17 protein-coding genes are annotated in these 20810 nt (G+C 26.8%); 16 read left to right on the top strand and 1 reads right to left on the bottom strand.

Going from position 1 to position 20810, the window contains the following annotated elements:
• Positions 1–77 precede the first annotated feature (77 nt).
• Positions 78–794: a hypothetical protein gene (locus CDLVIII_RS28930; protein WP_009173027.1), complete on the top strand. Its 717-nt coding sequence runs from the start codon at positions 78–80 to the stop codon at positions 792–794.
• A gap of 307 nt (positions 795–1101) precedes the next feature.
• Entirely contained in the window at positions 1102–2175 is a 1074-nt protein-coding gene (locus tag CDLVIII_RS28925; RefSeq protein ID WP_009173026.1) for a hypothetical protein, read from the top strand.
• 1814 nt (positions 2176–3989) lie between these two features.
• On the opposite strand, the gene CDLVIII_RS28920 is transcribed toward CDLVIII_RS28925, so the two are convergent.
• Complete coding sequence (locus CDLVIII_RS28920) at positions 3990–4382, bottom strand: helix-turn-helix domain-containing protein (protein WP_009173024.1); 393 nt, start codon at positions 4380–4382, stop codon at positions 3990–3992.
• A gap of 232 nt (positions 4383–4614) precedes the next feature.
• Here CDLVIII_RS28920 and CDLVIII_RS28915 point away from each other — a divergent pair, with 232 nt between their 5' ends.
• From CDLVIII_RS28915 to CDLVIII_RS28850, 14 genes are all read left to right on the top strand, one after another.
• Positions 4615–4812, top strand: a complete 198-nt coding sequence (locus tag CDLVIII_RS28915) for a helix-turn-helix transcriptional regulator (RefSeq protein ID WP_009173023.1) — start codon at positions 4615–4617, stop codon at positions 4810–4812.
• A gap of 113 nt (positions 4813–4925) precedes the next feature.
• A complete protein-coding gene (locus tag CDLVIII_RS28910; protein WP_009173022.1) occupies positions 4926–5639 on the top strand; it encodes a single-stranded DNA-binding protein in 714 nt (237 codons plus the stop codon).
• Between the two features lie 234 nt (positions 5640–5873).
• Positions 5874–6587, top strand: a complete 714-nt coding sequence (locus CDLVIII_RS28905) for a LytTR family DNA-binding domain-containing protein (protein ID WP_009173021.1) — start codon at positions 5874–5876, stop codon at positions 6585–6587.
• A gap of 26 nt (positions 6588–6613) precedes the next feature.
• Positions 6614–7807 carry a GHKL domain-containing protein gene (locus CDLVIII_RS28900; protein ID WP_009173020.1) on the top strand — a complete coding sequence of 398 codons (1194 nt, stop codon included), beginning with the start codon at positions 6614–6616 and terminating at the stop codon, positions 7805–7807.
• 268 nt (positions 7808–8075) lie between these two features.
• Positions 8076–8813, top strand: coding sequence for a cell wall-binding repeat-containing protein (locus CDLVIII_RS28895; RefSeq protein WP_009173019.1), 738 nt, complete (start codon positions 8076–8078; stop codon positions 8811–8813).
• Between the two features lie 41 nt (positions 8814–8854).
• Positions 8855–9730, top strand: a complete 876-nt coding sequence (locus CDLVIII_RS28890; RefSeq protein ID WP_009173018.1) for a hypothetical protein — start codon at positions 8855–8857, stop codon at positions 9728–9730.
• Between the two features lie 167 nt (positions 9731–9897).
• Positions 9898–10185: a hypothetical protein gene (locus tag CDLVIII_RS28885; RefSeq protein WP_009173017.1), complete on the top strand. Its 288-nt coding sequence runs from the start codon at positions 9898–9900 to the stop codon at positions 10183–10185.
• 129 nt (positions 10186–10314) lie between these two features.
• A complete protein-coding gene (locus CDLVIII_RS28880; RefSeq protein WP_009173016.1) occupies positions 10315–10962 on the top strand; it encodes a cell wall-binding repeat-containing protein in 648 nt (215 codons plus the stop codon).
• Positions 10963–11324: 362 nt separating this feature from the next.
• Positions 11325–12824: a DEAD/DEAH box helicase family protein gene (locus tag CDLVIII_RS28875; protein ID WP_009173015.1), complete on the top strand. Its 1500-nt coding sequence runs from the start codon at positions 11325–11327 to the stop codon at positions 12822–12824.
• Between the two features lie 1299 nt (positions 12825–14123).
• Complete coding sequence (locus CDLVIII_RS28870; protein WP_009173014.1) at positions 14124–14756, top strand: recombinase family protein; 633 nt, start codon at positions 14124–14126, stop codon at positions 14754–14756.
• Complete coding sequence (locus CDLVIII_RS28865; protein ID WP_009173013.1) at positions 14749–15555, top strand: heteromeric transposase endonuclease subunit TnsA; 807 nt, start codon at positions 14749–14751, stop codon at positions 15553–15555. Before CDLVIII_RS28870 ends, CDLVIII_RS28865 begins: the two co-directional genes overlap by 8 nt.
• A 17-nt stretch (positions 15556–15572) precedes the next feature.
• Positions 15573–17699, top strand: coding sequence for a Mu transposase C-terminal domain-containing protein (locus CDLVIII_RS28860; protein WP_009173012.1), 2127 nt, complete (start codon positions 15573–15575; stop codon positions 17697–17699).
• Complete coding sequence (locus CDLVIII_RS28855) at positions 17692–19320, top strand: ATP-binding protein (RefSeq protein WP_009173011.1); 1629 nt, start codon at positions 17692–17694, stop codon at positions 19318–19320. Before CDLVIII_RS28860 ends, CDLVIII_RS28855 begins: the two co-directional genes overlap by 8 nt.
• Positions 19317–20591, top strand: coding sequence for a TnsD family Tn7-like transposition protein (locus CDLVIII_RS28850; RefSeq protein ID WP_009173010.1), 1275 nt, complete (start codon positions 19317–19319; stop codon positions 20589–20591). Before CDLVIII_RS28855 ends, CDLVIII_RS28850 begins: the two co-directional genes overlap by 4 nt.
• Positions 20592–20810: the final 219 nt, after the last annotated feature.

Here is a 20810-nt window from a genome sequence, read left to right as displayed (position 1 = left end):
AGTACTCCTATATGTCAAATTATTTTCAGGATAAAGAAGATAATATTTAAAGAATAAATTATAGAGGAGAACTTATTATGAATAAACTTAGGAGTTTTATGATAATAACAGAAATTAAAGAAAATTGTGATAAATTAGAAAATGATAGAGATTACCTTTTAATAAAGAGGAAGGAACATTTCATATATGATAAAAGGCCAATCTGGAGAGAATTAAAAAACTATCTTGCCAAAAATAATGAATCATTTAAAGAAGTTGATATTGAGCAACTTGATGGTAGAGTTAATAAAGGCGTTATAGTAGAAATTAACAATGAAGTCAAAGAACTTCCAGATCTATTTAGATATTTTAGTGGGAAATTATTAAAATTAGTGTTTGATGAAAAAAATAAAGTAATAAAGAAATATATTCTTCATAGAGGTGTAGTAAATCAAGACTATTCAGAAATTAATAAAAAGTTTCTCACAGAAATATTTAATATCAAAAATGGACAAGATTCGTATTATAGAATTAATAATTATATCGAATTCGAAGTGAATAATGAATTTATGAATAAGAGTTTGCTAAATTACTTCGAAGAAGATGTAATAAAAATAAATGAACCATATGAAATTAGTTCCGTAGATGATTTTGTAAACATAAAAATAGATTCTACACGGGTAAAAGAAATTTTAAAAGAGGAAGATGACATTAAAATGACTATAAATTTATATTCAAAGGTATCTGTAAATATAGATAAAGAGATGGAAAATAATGAAATTTATAATTTGAAGATGAATGTAATTAATATTTAATGACATTTGAAAAATTGCTAACAGCAATCATAAATAGATATTTTTGAAGAAAATATGGAGTGAGCTTTAGTATGCTTAGTGATTAATATTGAGAATTTGTGATGAGGTTAATGTTATTAATTCAGGATTTGAGGATAAGGAATGATAAATATAATTATATCAAATATCAATAATTTGCTACACTAACTAGTTATAGGTAAAAGTTTTTCAATAAAAATAAAATGAGTGATTATTAAATATTTTAGTAGAAGAAGATGACAGTAGAAATATAAATGAAAAATAAATAAGTTAATGGAGGAATTAAATTATGGAAAATCAGAATAATTTACATTACTTTGATACAGTGCCTCATCTTGCAGAGTTAGTATCAAGAAAAGAAAGACTTTATAAAATAGTTGATTTAATCTTTAAAGGAAATGAAATAGAATATAATAGATATGGGAAAGAAAGTAAATTCTATGATCATCCATTTGGAAATAGAGGTAATATTAATCAAAAAAAATACTATAATAGAGTTATAGCAATAACAAGTGACCCTAACAAAGGTAAAGAAAATATGTGTATTCTAATAGATGAGTTAAAGAAAGAATTTCCTTACGCATATGATGCTGTAGCAGTGAGAAAAATAAAAAAACTTGGTGAATATCGCTTGGCACTCTACAAAAAATCTGGATATAGAAATGGATCAAATAATGATACTCACGATAATATGTTAATGTTCTTTATATTTTCAATATATTTGGAGAATAAATATGATGAAACAGACCTATTTTTTCAGCTTTTTGTTAAAAATTGCAATGATATAATAGAAATGTATGGTGAAAAAAGTTATGTTAAGATTAATAAAGAGGATTTGAAAATTCTTAATAATAGATATAAGGAAATGGATAAAAAACTAGATTTCAATATAAGTGCAAGTATGAAATTATATAATATATATGATAAGCAAAAAATTAATAAAGATTGGATAATTAGATATGTAATAGGATTAAATGAGGCGTTTTTTAGACAACAATTAGATTTAGATAATGTTGTAGATAAGTTTTTAACTAAAAAAGAGATTATGGAATTGATGCACATATGTTATTGTATAAATGAGGAAGATTTTTATGATGATGAAAAATTAAGTTTATGGTTAATTTCAGCAGGAGAAATGGTATATCTAGCAAAAGCATATAATGAAGCAAAAAAAATTATTGATGAAAATGATAATGAAGATTTATTAAATGAACTTCGAATAGAGAAAGATAAGTATACTGATATTAGAAACAAATTAATTGCTCAAGAAAAAATAATGTATAACTTGGGAGAAGAGAATAAAAAATTATATAAAGAAAATGAAAGACTTAAGTCAGAAGTAGAAGAATTAAAAAATAGCTAAATTTTATCTATAAATAGTTAAAATCATAAGACATAAAAGTTAGATTATTTAATAAATTATAAAAAAACTTGGAAAATAATAGGTGACTTATAAATAATATAAATAGAGTAGTTAATATTATTACAAGCAGGAATTAATGTGTAGGATAAATTTGAAGATTGCTTCGAAGTAGTATTATCTATGATGCCATCTTTAAAAAGTTTAATAATAATAATTTTTTGTGGATAAGAACATAGCAATATGTTCTTATTTGCATTTTTAGATTATATAAAAATTTGGTCATTAGGAGTGAGTAAACTTTTTTGATAAGTAACAATATGATTGTCTAAGTTTTGCGATACTTTTATTATAAGTCTATTTCTTATAGGTAAAAATAAGAGCAGCGTATTTAATAAAATTTTTCTTAATAATATCTTTCGCTTGATTCTAAGCGTAGAAAAATAACGCATATTATCACCTCTTTTAACTAAAATTTACTTTAAATTACAATATTATTATGAATTATGCATAATTATTTGTCAATATGAATTGATAGGAAATTGATTTTATATAGTTTATGAAATTGTATAATAAAATGATTAAATAAAAAAATGCTTGAAATATGTACATCAGGGTTTAACATCCAGAAAAAGCCAATTACTGTTTGCTTTCTTATTTATTATTGGTTTGCTAAATAAGAAAAGTAGGATACCTGAAATGTTAACAAGGAAAAGTTTTATATGATTTAATGTTGAGGGAAGAGAAGAAGAAACAATAATATCCATAAAAAGGCAGCCAGTTATTGCTTTCTTATATACTACTGGTTTGCTAAATAAGAAAAGTAGAATATATGAAATGTTAATAAGAAAAAGTTTTATATGAGTTAATATTGAGGAAGAGAAGAAGAAATAATAATATCCATAAAAAGGTAACCGATTATTGCTTTCTTATATACTATTGGTTTGCTAAATAAGAAAAAGTAGAATCTAAGAAATATTAATAAAGAAAAGTTTTATAAGGTTTAAGCTTTATTGAAGAGCGCAGAAATAATAGTATCCATAAAAAGGTAACCAGTTTTTGCTTTCTTATATATTTCTAATCTGCAAATAAGAGTTGTGACGTAGAAGTAAAGTCATTATATAGTAATATACAATATATGAGATAATAGAGAAATCTATCCTAAAAAAATAGATAATTATTACTATCTCTTATATATTCCTAGTTTGTTAAACAAGAAATAAACAACCTAAAAAGCAAACCAAAAAATGCTTTCCTTATAGGGAAGCAAATAAGGCATGCTCTACCGAATTGCAAGGTTGCTCCCTTCAAATCACTACAAAATGGCTATTTAACTTCAAAAAATCGAAAATAATTGGACTTTTTCGCAAATAAAGTGGGTTTTTTCGAAAAAAAGAATTTATATATGAGAAAATAATATGAAGTTATCGTGATAGCAAGGTTAAATGTTCTTATATATTATTGGTTTGCTAAATAAGAACTAATCCGTATTGACTTAAGAAAGTTTTTAGAAGAATTATCTATTATAAGTTTAAATTTATAAAAAAACTAAATAATTATAAATTTTTTAGAATAATTCTAGAAATTTATATAAAATTAAATTGATTTTAAAATTATATAATATCTTGAGAAAAGATTCAAAAATATAAATAATTTCTTTAAAAGTTCTAATTATTTAAAAAATATTAGAAAAAATTTTTATTTGTTAAGAAGTATTAAAAAATATTCTAAAGTTTATTAAAAGTTTTAAAAAAATGAAATATGCACAATAAAGTGACGGAAAATCGTATCAAAATAAGCCAAAAAATAAAAAGAAGTTATTTTTTTAAAGTATCATATTCGGATAATTTAAGTTCTAACATGCCTTCTATTTTTAGTTTGTCGTCATTTTTTAATTTTCTAAATAAATTAATTAATTCTATCTCTCTATTAGATAGCACCATGCTGTTGTTATGTGGATTGTAAATATTAGTTTTAGAATTGAGAGATTCTTTCCCAGTAAGAAGCCAATCAGTAGATACATTAAAATAGTTTGCAATAGCAAGAATAGCATCCGATGCAGGCTTAAACCTATCCTTTTCATAATTGCTCAAATTTCCTCTACTAATTCCAGTAGCATCTGCTAATTCCTGTTGGGTAACTTTATGAATTACTTGTCTTAGAAATCTAATTCTTTCGCCAATAGTAGTAACATTCTCTAATTTATGCATAAAAGGTTCTCCTTCATTATAGTTATTAAAAAAAGTATTAGTTAGAAAATATTTTGCTTGATATAAAGCAAAATACACGTGACAATGTTTGAAAACAAGCGTATAATATATTTAATAAAGATACGAAGTTACAGCATTATTTTAACACAAAAAATGTTGATAGTAACAAATATTGAACAAATAGTTTTGGTAATATTGATTAGGAAATAAGTAATGGAGGAATTTTTATACAATGAGATGTGAAAATAAATCTGTATCTAAATTTGGGCTTGAAGTTAGAAAAAGGCTTTTAGAGTTAAATATGACTCAAAGACAGTTGGCAGCAGAACTTAAGATGAATGAACACTATCTTACAGATATATTGAATGGAAGACGTTCAGGGAAGAAATATAAAGCAAAAATAATAGAAGTATTGAATATCGATTTATAAGAAAGATTCAGTAATAAGTTTAAAAAGTGTAAAACTGAATTAGTATTATAAGTATCTTATTATCAAAGAAGAATATAAAAAACTTAAAGATATAAAAGAAGGATGTGTTAATTATGGCTAAGAAAAACTGTGTTCATATTATGGGATATGTGGACAGGCTCGTTCAAGAAAATGAAGGAAAATTATACTTTACAGTGAAAATAAGAAAGAATAAGAATAAGTTTGTATACCCAACTGTAGAAATATATACAAAAAAATTTCCAAATTGGATTGAATTAGCCAAAGAGAAGATGGTTATTATAGAAGGGTCAATTAAAACTGATAGTAAAGAAGTTATAGTGGATTGTCCTAAATGTGCAAGAAGATATAAAGACAGACAAGTAATTACGACTATTGTTGCTCAAAAAATGTTTATTGTAGATGCAAAAACTGAAGAATCTTATATTAATAAAGTAATGATACTTGGAGCTGTGTGTAAAGAAGTGGATTTTAAATATATGGAAAGTACTTATTCGAAAGTTGCAAACATGAAATATCAAATTGCAGTAAACGGAAAAGAAGCAACTGATTCTAATTATCCTTGGATTTCTACCTTTGCCAAGCAAGCAGAAGAAGATAAAAAAAGAATACAAGTGGGTTCTCAAATAATGGTGGAAGGGGAACTAATAACAAGGTATATAAATAAAGAATATTCATGTGAATGTGGGCAAATAGTAAAGAGTTCGTATGGTCAGACAGAAGTTTCAGGAACTGCAGTTGAATATTTAAATAATTGCAAATTTGATGAGGAAGAAGGGAACAGATTAAAGAAAGCTATTAGTCTGTAAAAATAAATTAAAATTATTTTAGTTGGTGAAAGAATGGTGAGAATGTATTGAGTAATAAGGAAACTAATAATAAGGCAAATGTATAGTTCGAATTGTTCTTATAAGTAAATATGAACAAAAACATAAATTTAATACTCTTATGATAAATCTGTTTTGTGATATAATACTTGTAGTAATAATTGGATAATATGTATTATTACTGTTACAAATGAAAGCATTTTATGGGGGTATACAATGGTAATAGCAATTTGTGACGATGAACCAATCATATTAAATGACATAATGCTTAAGGTTGAGGAAATCATTGATGAGTATGGCTATATTGGAGAATTTTATAGTTTTAATAATGGGGAAGAACTATTAAAAAATTTAGAGAATAATTTAGTATCTTTTGATATTTATATTTTAGATATTAGCATGAAGCATATTAATGGAATAGAAGTAGCAAGGAGAATCAGAGATTTTGATAAAAATGCAATTATAATATTTCTAACAAGCCATCAAGAATGGATGCCAGAAGCATTTGATGTACAAGCATTTCATTATTTGTTAAAGCCAATTAATGAAGTAAAGTTAGAAGCTGTTTTCAAAAAGATTGTGAATTATTTTACTGATAGAAAAGTATTGTATTATTTTAAGCAAGGAAAAAAGTTACATAGTATTCCATATAAAAATATTTATTATTTTGAGAGCGACAAACGGAAAATAAAGATTGTTACTGATAATGATGCATACTATTATTATGATACTATTTCTAATGTACAAAAGATTGTAGGGGAAGAATTGTTTACTCGTACACATGTAGCTTATTTTGTAAATATGGACTATGTACGAAAGTTTGATGGTAAAGATGTGACTTTAGAAAATGGGGTTAGTATTCCTGTTAGCAAGAAATATGTAGAAGAATTTAATAAGAACTTTATGAAGTATTTGAAGAAAAGAGTTTAAATCTTTTATTATGGGAGATTAACAATATGGAAATTAATAAAATAGGAATACTAGAAGAATATTATGTTAAAGTAACTAGGTTAGTAATAAATATTATTATAATAAGTATTTGTATTGGCTCTATATTATTTCCTTCTTTTAAAGTTTTAGGATGCTTTAACACAATGAAATGGAGTAGTGTTATAATCTTTAATTTAGTGATAGCATTCCCGGAAATATTTATATTTAGATGGTTATATAGAAATGTAGTGGTTGATGGCAGGTTAGTATCTAAAATATTTATAAGGGTGAAACAAGTTTTATCTATTGTTATTTTTATAAATTATTATGGATTTACGTTATTGCTTCCAACAGGAGAGTTTTGGTATGTATCATTTTATTTTATTATTTTGGCAGCGTTTTTTCTTGATATAAAAATGGCTGTAAGAATTACTGTAGGTTTAATTATATCTATGTTTTTAGTTTGTATTATTAACCCACTTAATGTGCCTAGCCAAGAAATCTTATTACAAGAAATGCTTATGCGTATTTCCATAATTGGTTTAACTACAGTTGGAATAATGTATTTAGTACATTTTGCAGGTAATATTCTACTAAATGTGAAAATGGAAGAGGCAAAATATAAAGAAGATTATTATGAGAAAGTTGAAGAGAATCAAAAAAACATAAGGGAAATTAGACATAATCTTATAAATCAAATCATCGTATTAAAGAGTCAGGTCAATGAAGGTAATGTAAGTGAAGCAAATAAAATAATGGATGACATTATTTTTGAAACTCAACAAAATGGATGGGGGATATACACAGAGAATGTTCCGATAAATGCTATATTAAATGCTAAAATTAATCAGGGAGAATTATATGGAGTACAGTGGGAATTAGATGTAAAAGTTCCGAAGGATTTAAATATTGATATGAGAGATATTGGTACAGTGTTAGGTAACACGCTAGACAATGCCATTGAGGCTTGTAGTATGCTTGAAAATGATGATAAATTAATTAATGTTAATATATATTGCAAAAACAGTAATATGACTATCTATATTAAAAATCCAAAGAATGTAACTGGAACAGCAATTAATACATGGAAGAAGGATAAAGATAATCATGGATTAGGGTTAAAAAGTGTTAGAAAAATTGTTAGCAAGTATAATGGGATTATTACAAATGAAGATAAAAACACTTATTATGAAGTAAATATTATGATGTGGAACGTTTAAATTAATTGTTACAATAAATAGACTAATTGTTACAATTCGACTAAATTTTATGGAAAATATTATACATTGTTTTATGTAAAGAAAATACGTAAAACAATGTATTTTTTTATATAAAATACAATTTTAATTTCATTTATATTAGTGATAACAGAAATTTAATGAAATCTTTATAAAAGATAGATTATAAATTAAAAAAGTATATAAATATAAAACCAAAAAAATTGAAGGTATCTAATACATGAAAGTGGATTTGAAGGAGGAAATAATAATGAGTAAAACTTTAAGAAGAATATCAAGAGGCTTAGCAATTATGATTCTTACAATAGCATCTGCATCAGTGACAGTATTTGCAGCAAATCAAGAAGGTTGGATACAAAACTCTGACGGAACTTGGAGTTATAACAATAATGGAAGTCTTTATAAATACACATGGCTGCATTTAAATGGACAGAAATGGTATTACTTTGATGGAAGTGGGAAAATGACAACTGGGTGGTTTAAAAACAATGGTGAGTGGTATTATTTTTATTCAGATGGTTCTATGGCCAGTAATACAATAATCGATGGATATAGATTAAATGCTAGTGGGCAGTGGGCAAATGATAGTGGCAATGTAGTTGAAGACAGCAAAAAGATAGATCCTGTTGGAACTGCTCCCGGACATGGAACGCTAGCAATAAATTATGACAATGTACAAGTCTTTAGAGATGAAGCAACGACAGAGGTATGGATGTGGATTCCGGGAGGACCTTGGACTTTAGATACAAGTTTAAGCACTGTACCTAAAAAAGAAGAAGGTAAAAGTGATGATCTTTTAAATGGAGTAGCCAGCTCTATAGATTATACCAATTATTCATATACGACTACAGCAATGGCACTAAAAGGGCATGAATATGTGATTGCTGTTAAATGGAAGCCAAGATACAGAGGGGTTACAGTTGAATTCTATAAGGATAATTATTCAATTGGTAAAGAAAACGAGTTGCTTTTTACGAAAGATATTTAGATTAGTAAAGCAAAAAGATAATTTAAAGGGAGAAAGTAATAATGAAAAGGAAGCAAATAATAAGTAATTTATTAAGTATTACATTAGCATTATCTGTTGTAGGATGTGGGAATGTAATAAATAAGGGGGAAGAAAGTGTAAGTCAACGAATAGAAGCAGATGCAATAAAAGAAGAAGCCTTTACTACTATACCAGAAGAAAAATTAGTTACAGATTATATGAAAAAACAATTAGCACATGATGTATCTTTTATAGAAGATGGGAATCAGTTTATCAATCTATATTTTTTTGATAAGCAGCCTACAGATTCTACTTTAATTTCTAGGTATGGCTTAGAATATAATACACAAACAATATATAAGGCTAAAGATCTACATTTTAAATATGCTGACTTATATGATGCTGGAATGACTACTTTGTATACACAGCTACACATTAAGAATGAAACAGGAGATAAGTTTGTTAATAATAAATTGCTCAAACAAATAGTCGGTTATTTATCTGATATTTGGAATAGCCAAAAAAATGATGATTATGTTTTAGCAGAAGAATTTCAAGAAAAAAATTCAAATGAAGCTTTTCAAAAGTATTTAAAAGAAAATGATATAGAGATAAAAGATATAACTTATCCTACATTTGTTACAGGGTTTAATTATGTTGTGGGAGCAGATGTTGCCACAGTAAAAGTTAATATAAAAGGAACGCAAAATAAAAAGGAGTTTGAAAAAACTTTGGCTTTAGATTTTTATTTTGCTCCAAGCAAAGATATTAGAACTTGTGTGAAATTAGATGATGAATTAAGTGATAAAGATTTCGAGATAATGGCAGTGTCAACTGGAACAGTTCCAGCAGATCAGTTCGATACTTTTTTTAAATATGATATAAACAAGGCAAAGGAGAAATTTGGAATAAGTTAGATATCATTATATTCAAGGTATATTTTGATTAGTAAGAAAAAGAAAATTAAAAGTGTAGATAAAAAATTATATTACATGAACGAACATGATGTGATGTTACATGCTACTTATGTAATTAAGCACCATATTAATAAAAATTAAATTGAGTTATATGAGGAGAAATGCTTATGATGAAAACAAATAAAATATTTCTAGGATTATCAACATTAATAGTTGCAGGGCTGTTGTCTACTGCCATACAGTCGTATGCTTATGAGAAAAAGAAGATAACAATACATCCAGTAAATGAATTGGGAGAGCAAATCCACAATAATATTGAAACAGCAGCGATGAAAACAGATTATGGGGTTAGATGGAATAATAAATGGTACTATATAAAATCAGATGGCACAATGGCAACAAACACTTATATAGGTGAGTACTATGTAGATGCCAATGGTGAGTGGGTAGGATAATGTGCAATATATTCTATTTAATTAAGGTACAATTGCAAAATTGTAAATGGCTATTATGGCGAATTGAAGGCAGATTTAGTATGAGTATAAAAAAAAATATGAAAATCTAATTTTTGAGGAGGAATAAAAATGATAAAAAAAACAAATAAGTTAATTGCAAGTTTACTAATAACTTTATCTATAGTTTCATTATTTCCAACAATAAATGCTTTTGCTGAAACAAAGTTTTCACAATCAGAAAACGACCAGTATAAAAATTTTTTAGACACAGAATGCACCAAAACCGATAATTTAGGTGTCTACATAAGAAAGTCAGATGGAAAGTATTTCGGAAGATGTACTGTGTCTGGTTCAGATGATGTAAAAGTGTCAAATGAAACAGTAGATGGAGATAACTACTATGCTTCTTCTGACGGAAGCTTAGTTAAGAACACATGGGAATCGCTTTATAACGGATACGTTTATAAGTGGCATTACTATGGATCTGATTATCAAGAAGTAAAATATCAATATAAAACAATTGATGGTAAAAAATACTACTTTGATAAAAATGGGTATTTAAGTACTGGATGGAAAAAAAGAACTGCAGACGAAAATATCAAAGCTAATGCAAATGATAAGCATTGGTACTATTTTGGAGAAGATGGTTCAATAACAGAAGGTTGGATTCAAAGTGGGGGTAAGTGGTATTACATTTATTCTGATGGTCTAATGGCCTATGATACAACAACACCTGATGGATATTATGTAAATAAAAATGGTGTTTTTGTTAATTGAAATTTACGCTCATAACTTAGGAGATATTTAACTTTATAGATATAGTGAAAAATATTATTTTTAAAATTTATTTTAATAAAAAACTTTGTTAATACTGGTGTAAGTGATTGAAGATAATTACTTACACCAGTATTTTTTGATAAGTTGCTAAAAGTTAAGTAAATATGACTTTGTTTGCAAATTATCAATAATAATTGATGTATATTAATAATTTGATAAAAAATATTCGGAAAAAATATTTAAATAATTTCTCGGAAGAAATAAAAAATCAAGATACTCTTTAATTAAGAAATAAAATAAGTATTTGTTAAATTCACTTATTTGAATTTCTAATAAGATTATAAAGAAAGAGTGATTCTTTTATGAGAAAAAAAATTACAGTAAGTGATATTATATCAATATATGAAATTTCGAAATGGAGAAAGATGGATATATCATTTATAGAAGCAGGAACAGGACAAGGAAAAAGCTATTTTGTTATAAATACATTATATGAGTTTGCTAAAAGCAATAACAAAAAAATATTATTTCTAATTAATAGATCAAGTTCGTATGAACAATTTTTGTATGAAATTATGACACAATGCAAGAAGGATATTATAGATATAGCCACGTATCAAAAATTGGAATATATGAGTTTATTTCAAAAAATAGATTATGATATGACAAAATATGATTACATTGTATGTGATGAATTTCATTACTTCTTAAATGATGCAACATTTAATGACAGAACAGATATAGCATTTGAGCAAATAATGAAACAGAGAAATGCTGTTAAAATATTTATGAGTGCAACTGGGGAAAATATGGAGCGATATATAAAAGAAAATATTAAACTATATGTAAATACTGAAGGCATAACAATAAAAAATTATAATTTACCAATAAATTATGATTTTATAAAAAAGCTATCATTCTTCTATAAAGATGAGACTTATGAAGAGTTGATTGAACAATTTATTAAGGACGGAACTAAGGCGATATTTTTTATGCAAAATTTAGAAAAAGCATGTGATTTATATAAAAAATATAAAGCTTTTTGTCTATTTAATTGCAGTAAAAAGGAAAAAAAATATTATAGGCATGTGAATGAAAAGAAAATTAAAAAAATGTTAGAAGAAGAAAAGTTTGAAGAATTAATTTTAATAACAACTCCATGTATGGATTCTGGTGTAAATATTAAAGATATAAATTTAAAAAATATAGTAGTATCTATATATGATTTAGACACACTAATACAGTGTATTGGTAGAAAAAGATCAGTTGACTATTTAGATATAATAAATTTATATGTTAGATGTTTAGATAATTGTACGTTAGGTGGGATTCAAATAGAAACAATCAATAAACTAGAGCGCTTAGAATATTTAAAAAAGCACACCGATGAAGAATATATAGATAAATATCCTAGATCTAGTGGATTTGATAGGGCTATATATGATAATTATCGAAAAAATAAAAATAGTATTGGTAAAGAAATAAATCCATTAATTGAATTTAAGTATAAACTAATTCTAAAAGAGGTAGGCATAATTAAGTCCTATAGAGAACTTGGATATGGGAAATTTGCATATATCAAATATTTATCAGATAAATTTAAGATAAATAATTATGTATTATTCGAAGACGAAAAGAAAGAAGCAAAAATTCAAGAGTATTTTCATAAAATGGAAGGAGAACCAATAGATAAAGAGGAACGAAAAAATTTAATTGAGGTTTGCAACAAAAAAGATTCTTTTGGAAGAAAATATGCATCAATTGGAAAATTAAATAAATATTTATTGGAAAATAATTTTGGCTATGAGATTAAGGCTAAAATTATAAAGAACAAAACTTATTGGATCATAGTTAAAAGATAAGCGGTATTTATAATTTAAGTGAAATAAGCTATGCATGTATATTGAATTCATATATATGCATAGTTTTAAGTTGAATATATAAATCATTTTGAAAGAAAGCTTGTGAAAAATATTTAAATAACTATATGATTAAAACACAAAAGCTATAAATCAATTTTCAGTATGTGATTGTATATATATTGTGGTTTGAATATGTTGCTCGACATTTTGGAGTATAATCACCATATTTGATGTTAGAAGTTTTTTGAAATTTTTATTCTTCTAATGCAATAAATAAGCACTAATAAAGTTATTAGATTGATACTTTAAAGTTAAGAAATATTTTTTGCCTTAGAAAGCAGTTAGTAAACATAAAAAATATGCAATATATGTTTATAAAGGGGGTTGCAGATTTTTTAGATGTAATTTTAATTCTTAATTGAATTAGCACCTTCCCTGCGGTCAGTTGTACTGCTTATGAAAACTAAAAATTTAGAGAAATAGTAAGCATTTGAAGTGTTTTCTTAATATTTAAAGTACTTCATAATAAAACATTTTTTATTCTAAAGAAGTATAAACTGTTGCTGAAAGCAGAAGATTACTAAAATAATGGATTTCCAAGGAGGAACTATTTATTCTAAAAAAATTGCAATATATTATATAAAGGGGTTTGCAGATTTTTTAGATGTGATTTTAATTCTTAATTGGATTAGCATCTTCCCTACGGTCAGTTGCACTGCTTCTGAGAACTAAACTTTTAAGAGAATAGTGAATATTTTAAATACGGTCTAAATATTAAACCTACTTCATAAGAAAAAGAAAACAAGTTTCTATTTCTAAAGCAGTAAGAAATATTGTTGAGAGAAGAAATTTTTAAGATTATAAAGTTACTAAACAATAATGATTCTTCAAATAATGTCTTATTCAAGCCTAAAAAATATGCAAAGATAGTTTATAAAGGGTATTGCAGATTTTTTAGATATTGTGTTAATTATATTGAATAATTTTCATATATTTTGAAAGCGCAAAATTTCTGTAGAATCATAACCTTTATGTATTAAGAAAATTACTCAAGAATGCTCTAGAGAATAAAGTTTTTTAGTATAATGTGTATATAAGATATTAATATCTAAATTATAAATTCTATGAAATTTGGACTAACAGATAATTGCAAAATGTAGTAAGTAATTTTGCAATATTTCATAAGCTAAAATATGGACTTTTGGAACAAATGCATGCGTATAAAAGTGCAATTATTATATAATTCATAATGTACACTTTTTGCAATGCTATAAAATTTTGAAGGAGGTAAGTTTTTTTATGGGGATAAGAAATTACTTTTATGGAAGGGTATCTTCTAAAGATCAAAATGAAAATAGACAATTGGATGCAATTAAAAAGTTGGACATTGACTCCCGGGATGTGTATATGGATAAAGCCAGCGGTAAAGATTTTGATAGACCAGAATGGAATGCATTAAAAAGATCAATCAGAAGTGGAGATGTTTTGTTTATAAAATCTATTGATAGGCTCGGAAGAAATAAAACAAGCATTTTAGAGCAATGGAAGTGGCTTAGTGATAATGATATCGATATTGTAGTTTTAGATATGGAAATCTTAGATACACGTAAGTATAAAGATTTAAAAGGGGTAGGGCAATTAATTACGGATCTAGTTCTTCAAATATTAGCGTGGCTGGCAGAAGAAGAACGTATAAATATAAAGCAGCGACAAATGGAAGGCATAGAATCTGCGAAACTAAGAAATGTTAAATTTGGTAGACCTAAAATACAAGTAAGTGATAATTTCAAAACTATTTATATGCAGTGGAAGAATGGAAATTTCACTGCAAAAAAAGCCATGAAAATGCTTGATATCAAACCAAATACCTTTTATAGGAGGGTTTCAGAGTTTGAAAATGATACAATAAGGGAGCGAATGGATAATGTCTAAAAGAAATAACACTTGGAGTAAGCAAAAATTAGAAAGATATTTAAGAGAAGGAAGAGGTAAAGGAAATTTGGCTTCATATAAGCCTTGGTTAACAGTTCAAGATTTTCCTTCCACAGGTAGAGCAAGTAGAATTCTAGGAAACAAGACAAAGAGAGTACATCATTTTTTCAGTGATTTGGAAACACAATGTTTTTATTTATGGGATTGGGATCAAAAGGTTATAGATATTAAAGAACATTATCCATTATTGAATCTGTATGATGTTGTAGATGTTGAGGATATAAATGTTAATGCTTTCAAAGATAAATATACAAATGAACAATATGTTATAACAACAACTTTTTTAATACTGGTGAGAACTGCAGAAGGAGGAATTGATTGTTTTGCAAGAAGTGTTAAATATAAATCAGTGTTAGAAAAATCAACAACTATGGAGAAGTTAGAACTGGAACGTAGGTATTGGAAAGCACAAGATATAGATTGGGCTATAGTGACAGAAGATGATATTCCTAAAGAAAAGGTTAAAAATATTCAATGGTTTCATGCAGTACTCAATGAATATAAAAATTATGATATTGATGAAAAATCTATGGTTAGATTATGTGGAGAATTCTTGGATTATGCTAACTCAAGTGATTTATCAATCAGAAAATTAGCCAAGGATTTTGAAGTTAAAAATTCTTTAAAGGAAGGAACCGGAATATTTATATTCAAATATCTTTTAGCAGCAAGAGTTGTAGAGATTCATATGGATAAGAGTATTGATTTGAATCTTACTTTTTCAGAAATCACTAAATAAGCAAGGGGTGGATCTTAGTGATACAAGTTAACAATTTACTAAAATGGTTAAATGGAGACGAGCGAGTTGACAGGATTCTATGGTTTGATAAAGAAGAAGATATTATTTTTCTGATAGATGTAAAGGAAAATAAGATGCCTATAAAATACAGAATGTCTTATATAGAAGATATGCTCAAGTTAGAAAATATAGCGTTTGAACCAAGTGACAAATATATAAATATATTAAAGGAAGAAGAAATTCCTACATTATATATACAGTATAGAGATAAAGCATGGGATGTTATAAAATCGATAGTTGACAAAGAACCTTATGTTTATATTTCTAAAGAAAGAAGAAAACTAATTTTATATATATCAGAAAATCTGAATATTAGCGAAAGTACCATAAACAGATACCTTAAAAGATATTGGTGCAGAGGTAAGAATAAGAATGCTCTAGTTCCAGAATTTAAAAATTCAGGTGGAAGGGGTAAAGAAAAGAGTATTTCAGAAGACACAAAGAGAGGAAGACCAAGAAATAACAGTCAACTTTTAGGAAAAGGTATAAATGTGGATGATAATATTAAGAGAATTTTTAAACTATCCATTAATAAATATTACAATACCAGCAGCAAGAATCCGTTAACTACAACATATCAGTTGATGATAAAAGAGTATTTTAGAAATAAAGACAATCAACAAGATGTTTTATCAAATGATCAATTACCAACCTACGAACAATTTAAGTATTGGTTTTACAAAAATAGAAATTATAAGAAAGAAGTAGTAAGTAGATTCGGTTCTAAAAAATATGAGCAGAAGCATAGAGCCATTTTGGGGAATACTAATAATGATGTATTAGGGCCGGGAAGTTTATATCAAATAGATGCAACGGTTGCAGATGTGTATGTGGTGAGTGAATTCAATAGAAATTGGATTATTGGAAGACCAGTATTATATATGGTATTAGATTCTTTCAGCAGAATGATTGTAGGTTTTTATGTTGGATTAGAAGGACCAAGTTTTATTGGAGCAGCAATGGCATTGGCTAGTGTTGTAGAAGATAAAGTTAAGTTATGCAAAGAATATGATATTGAAATAGCACCAGAAGAATGGCCGGTCAATAATTTACCAGATCACATAATTGCGGATAGAGGTGAAATGGAAGGCAAAAATATTGAAAGTTTAGTGCAGGCATTAGGCATTGGAATAAAGGTTACACCCCCATTTAGAGCAGATTGGAAAGGTTGTGTAGAGCAAAACTTTAGAGTTTTAAATACTTATACTAAGCCTTTTTTAGTAGGAAAAGTGGATGGCAATTTCAAAGAACGTGGAGATAAAGATTATAGGCTAGATGCTAAACTAACAATAAAGGAATTCACTAAAATTATAATAAAAACAATACTTTATCATAATAACAGCCATGTTTTGAGGGAATATGATAGAAGTCAATTCCAGATAGAAGATGATGTAAAAGCAGTTCCTATTGAATTATGGAATTGGGGTATAGAGAATATTTCTGGAAGATTAAAAAGTTTGCCTAAAGATATTGTTCTATTAAACCTTATGCCGACAGGAAGTGCAACAGTAACAAGCAAGGGAATAAGATTCAATGGTGCATATTATGCTTCAAAAGAATCGCTAGAGGAACACTGGTTTGAAAAGTCTAGAAATAGTGGTAGCTGGAAAATAAATATTTCGTATGATTTAAGAAAGATGGATTATATCTATATAAAAAAAGATAATGGTAGAGATTATGAAAAATGCTTTTTGTTAGAACATCAAAATAAGTATAAAAATAAATGTTTTGATGATGTTCAATATTTAATAAGCAGAGAAAAACTAGATGTTAATTTAATGAAGGAATCAGAACTACAAGCAAAAGTAAATCTAATGGATGATATAGAAAGAATTGTAGATTCTGCAAAGCAAGATTATCAGTATACCAATGAAAGTAATACTGAAAGATTAAAAGGTATAGATGAAAATAGAAAAATAGAAAAACAAATAAATAGAGGAAACGAGTATTTTGAGATAGGGGAAGAGGGTGAAATTGCTAGAAAAGATAATATAGAAGAGTATGATTTCAACAGTAATGTAATGAATGAATTATCGTTGTTAAAGCAAAGACAAAGGGAAAGGAGAGAAAATTTAAATGGATAAAAAGATTGTTTTGTGTAATGGTGCAATAGCATATAGAGCGGAATATAAGGAGCAAGTAATAGAAGAATATAAAGGAAATCCTTTTTTAGAAGCATTACCTGATATAAGTAATAAAGAAAAAGTAATAGATTCTTTAGGAATGTATCCCTATTATAATGATGACGAACGAAAACTACCAGATCACATAAGAATTCACATAATATCAGAAAGGTTATTTAAAGTTTTTCAACCGCTTCCAAGGCATATAGATTTAGAAAGTAGAATATCAACAATGATTAGAACAGGCTATATTTCAAGGAATCCATTAAGCAAAGAATATACAGAATCTTTTATTAGTGGTTTTATAAAGTTACATTATGAAGAGATAGATAATATAAATGGTTTTTGTAATACTGCAAATTCGTTATCTATTATTGGTGCATCAGGATTAGGGAAGAGTAGTAGTTTAAATAGAGTTCTTAGTAATTTTCCACAGGTTATAGCGCATTATCAATATAAAGATAAAAAAGTTTCTATTTATCAAGTTGTTTGGTTAAAAATCGATTGTCCATTCGATGGAAGTGTTAAAGGTCTTTGCATAGATTTTTTTAGTAGGATAGATCAAGTTTTAGGAACAAATTATTTTGAGAAATATGCAACATCAAAAAGAACAGTTGATACATTGTTAAGCGTCTTAGGACAAGTAGCGAGAAATAGTGGGCTGGGGTTGCTTATAATAGATGAAATACAACATTTAAGTCAAGCAAAATCTGGTGGAGTAGATAAAATGCTAAATTTCTTTACTACACTAGTAAATACAGTTGGAATTCCAGTAGTTTTAGTGGGAACGATGAAGGCGAAGAATCTGCTTCAAAATGATTTTAGGATGGCAAGAAGAACATTAGGAACAGGTGGAAACATAATATGGGAAAGATTAAAAAATGATGAAAGTTTCAGTTTGCTAATGGACACAATCTGGGAATACCAATTTACTAAAAAGAAAACACCATTAACAGAAGAATTGATTAATCTATTATATGAAGAATCTCAAGGAATAATAGATATAGCAGTAAAGATATATGCGATGGCACAAATAAAAGCAATATCCACAGGAAAAGAAGAAATCACTGTGGATATAATAAAGGAAGTTGTGGATAAAAATTTAAATGCAGTAAAGCCAATGATAGATGCAATGAAAAGTAATGATATACGAAGAATTGCTAAGTATGAAGATATTTCTACGATTGATTATGAAGATTTTCTATCCAAAACTAATACAGATGTTAATTTAAATTCTAGAATACAAGATTATAAGATTGCTAAAAGAAAAAAGCAGTTAAGTAAAAAAGAAGAGGCGCTTATAAGATTAATGGAGTTGGATATAGATAGGAAGAAGGCTGTTTCTGCTATAGAAAAGGTACTATCAGAAGATGAGGAAATTGGAATTAATAAATTGGTAGTTGAAGCAATAAAGGTAGTTGATACAATAAAAGCAACAAGAAATAAAAGTTCAAATTTAAAAGAAGATGATATTAGATTTATAATAAAGTCTGCAAAGGAAGAAGATAAATCACCTTATCTGGCTTTAAAAGAAAAGGGGTATATAACAAGTGCAGACTTTGAAAGCAGGGAGATTGTATGATCTCCTTTTTTCCTGCTCCTTATGAGGATGAAATACTTTATTCTATTTTAGCAAGATACCATTTAAGAAGTGGAAACACTAGTTATGTAACAACTAATCAAGATTTATACAATGAAGGAATTATTACTTCCAGCCTTGATTTGCCATCAAATAATGATAGATTGGTTGAGAATATGCCTAAGTCATTTGGATATACTTCGGAAGAAATTATAAAAAATTATACTTTATTTAATTACTATACAGCATTCATTGATGCTCATGAAAAACAAGTTGTATCGGAAATGCTAAAAGGAAACGATGGTAGAGGTGTGCATTCTATAGTTGGAGCAGCACAAGTTAGTGTAAAGCAACAGGGATATTTTAAAATATGTCCTATATGCTATAAAGAAGAAATAGAGGATTATGGAGAAGCATATTTACATAGAATACACCAAATTCCAGAAGTATTTATATGCAATAAGCATCAAGTTCCTTTAAAGATAAGTAAGCAACCAATTCATTATTATGGAAAAAATTCGTATGTACCATTGTTAGAAATAGAGTTTAAAGAAAACATTATAAATGATTTGTTTATTAATAATTTAGAGCATTTCCTAGCAATTAATAAATATATTCAATCTTTATTATGTAATGAAGTTAATAATAAAGACTATCTATGGATTACGGATCAATATAAAAATAGGTTAAGAGAATTAGGCTTGTGTACACCATCTGGAAGAGTAAATATAGATGAAGTAGAAAATAGATTTATTAAGTTCTATGGAGAGGAATTTTTAAAATTATTTGATTTAAATATCTATAGTAACAATATTACAAACTGGATTAAATACATGCTCAGAATAAGCAGATCAAATGTAAATCCAATAAAGCATTTGCTGCTAATAAGATTTTTAGGAATAGATTTAGAAGAATTTTTTAATAAGAAGAAAGAGTACAAGCCTTTTGGAGATGGTCCTTGGATTTGCTTAAATAAAATCTGTGATAACTATTGTAAGCCAGTAATAGATAGCGTTGAAATAAATTATAATTGCAGTAAGAAGAAGCCTGTTGGTAAGTTTAAATGTGAATGTTGTGGATTCACGTATGCTAGATGTGGACCAGATATATGTGAAGAAGATAAGTATAAGATTGGGAGGGTTATTACTATTGGGGAGAGGTATAAAGAAGAGATAGAAAGCCTTACAAGGAAAGGTGTAAGCATAAGGTATATATCTAGAGAACTTGGTTTGGGTCAGAAGACTGTAAAAAAGTATTATTTTAGTGAACAATAACATTAAATAAGTGAAAAATACTATATTACTATTTGTAAATTCAAATATATTAGTTTTTATTTTAAATAAAGGATATTTTAGGATTTTATAAATTCAGATGTACATTAAAGCGTAGACAATAATTATAAAAACAATTAAAATAAGTATAAGTTGTTATTTAGTTGAAATAAAATTTTACTTTAAAGTTAATTGTAATAGTTTAATAAAAAATTTTTATTA

It is taken from the genome of Clostridium sp. DL-VIII (genome assembly GCF_000230835.1).
Taxonomy (GTDB): domain Bacteria; phylum Bacillota; class Clostridia; order Clostridiales; family Clostridiaceae; genus Clostridium.
This window is presented reverse-complemented; position numbering and strand designations above follow the sequence as displayed.

Bases quoted from the DNA above. Each gene is read 5' to 3' on its own strand.
- CDLVIII_RS28930 (WP_009173027.1), top strand. From the start codon at position 78: ATGAATAAACTTAGGAGTTTTATGATAATAACAGAAATTAAAGAAAAT.
- CDLVIII_RS28925 (WP_009173026.1), top strand. From the start codon at position 1,102: ATGGAAAATCAGAATAATTTACATTACTTTGATACAGTGCCTCATCTT.
- CDLVIII_RS28920 (WP_009173024.1), bottom strand. From the start codon at position 4,382: ATGCATAAATTAGAGAATGTTACTACTATTGGCGAAAGAATTAGATTT.
- CDLVIII_RS28915 (WP_009173023.1), top strand. From the start codon at position 4,615: ATGAGATGTGAAAATAAATCTGTATCTAAATTTGGGCTTGAAGTTAGA.
- CDLVIII_RS28910 (WP_009173022.1), top strand. From the start codon at position 4,926: ATGGCTAAGAAAAACTGTGTTCATATTATGGGATATGTGGACAGGCTC.
- CDLVIII_RS28905 (WP_009173021.1), top strand. From the start codon at position 5,874: ATGGTAATAGCAATTTGTGACGATGAACCAATCATATTAAATGACATA.
- CDLVIII_RS28900 (WP_009173020.1), top strand. From the start codon at position 6,614: ATGGAAATTAATAAAATAGGAATACTAGAAGAATATTATGTTAAAGTA.
- CDLVIII_RS28895 (WP_009173019.1), top strand. From the start codon at position 8,076: ATGAGTAAAACTTTAAGAAGAATATCAAGAGGCTTAGCAATTATGATT.
- CDLVIII_RS28890 (WP_009173018.1), top strand. From the start codon at position 8,855: ATGAAAAGGAAGCAAATAATAAGTAATTTATTAAGTATTACATTAGCA.
- CDLVIII_RS28885 (WP_009173017.1), top strand. From the start codon at position 9,898: ATGATGAAAACAAATAAAATATTTCTAGGATTATCAACATTAATAGTT.
- CDLVIII_RS28880 (WP_009173016.1), top strand. From the start codon at position 10,315: ATGATAAAAAAAACAAATAAGTTAATTGCAAGTTTACTAATAACTTTA.
- CDLVIII_RS28875 (WP_009173015.1), top strand. From the start codon at position 11,325: ATGAGAAAAAAAATTACAGTAAGTGATATTATATCAATATATGAAATT.
- CDLVIII_RS28870 (WP_009173014.1), top strand. From the start codon at position 14,124: ATGGGGATAAGAAATTACTTTTATGGAAGGGTATCTTCTAAAGATCAA.
- CDLVIII_RS28865 (WP_009173013.1), top strand. From the start codon at position 14,749: ATGTCTAAAAGAAATAACACTTGGAGTAAGCAAAAATTAGAAAGATAT.
- CDLVIII_RS28855 (WP_009173011.1), top strand. From the start codon at position 17,692: ATGGATAAAAAGATTGTTTTGTGTAATGGTGCAATAGCATATAGAGCG.
- CDLVIII_RS28850 (WP_009173010.1), top strand. From the start codon at position 19,317: ATGATCTCCTTTTTTCCTGCTCCTTATGAGGATGAAATACTTTATTCT.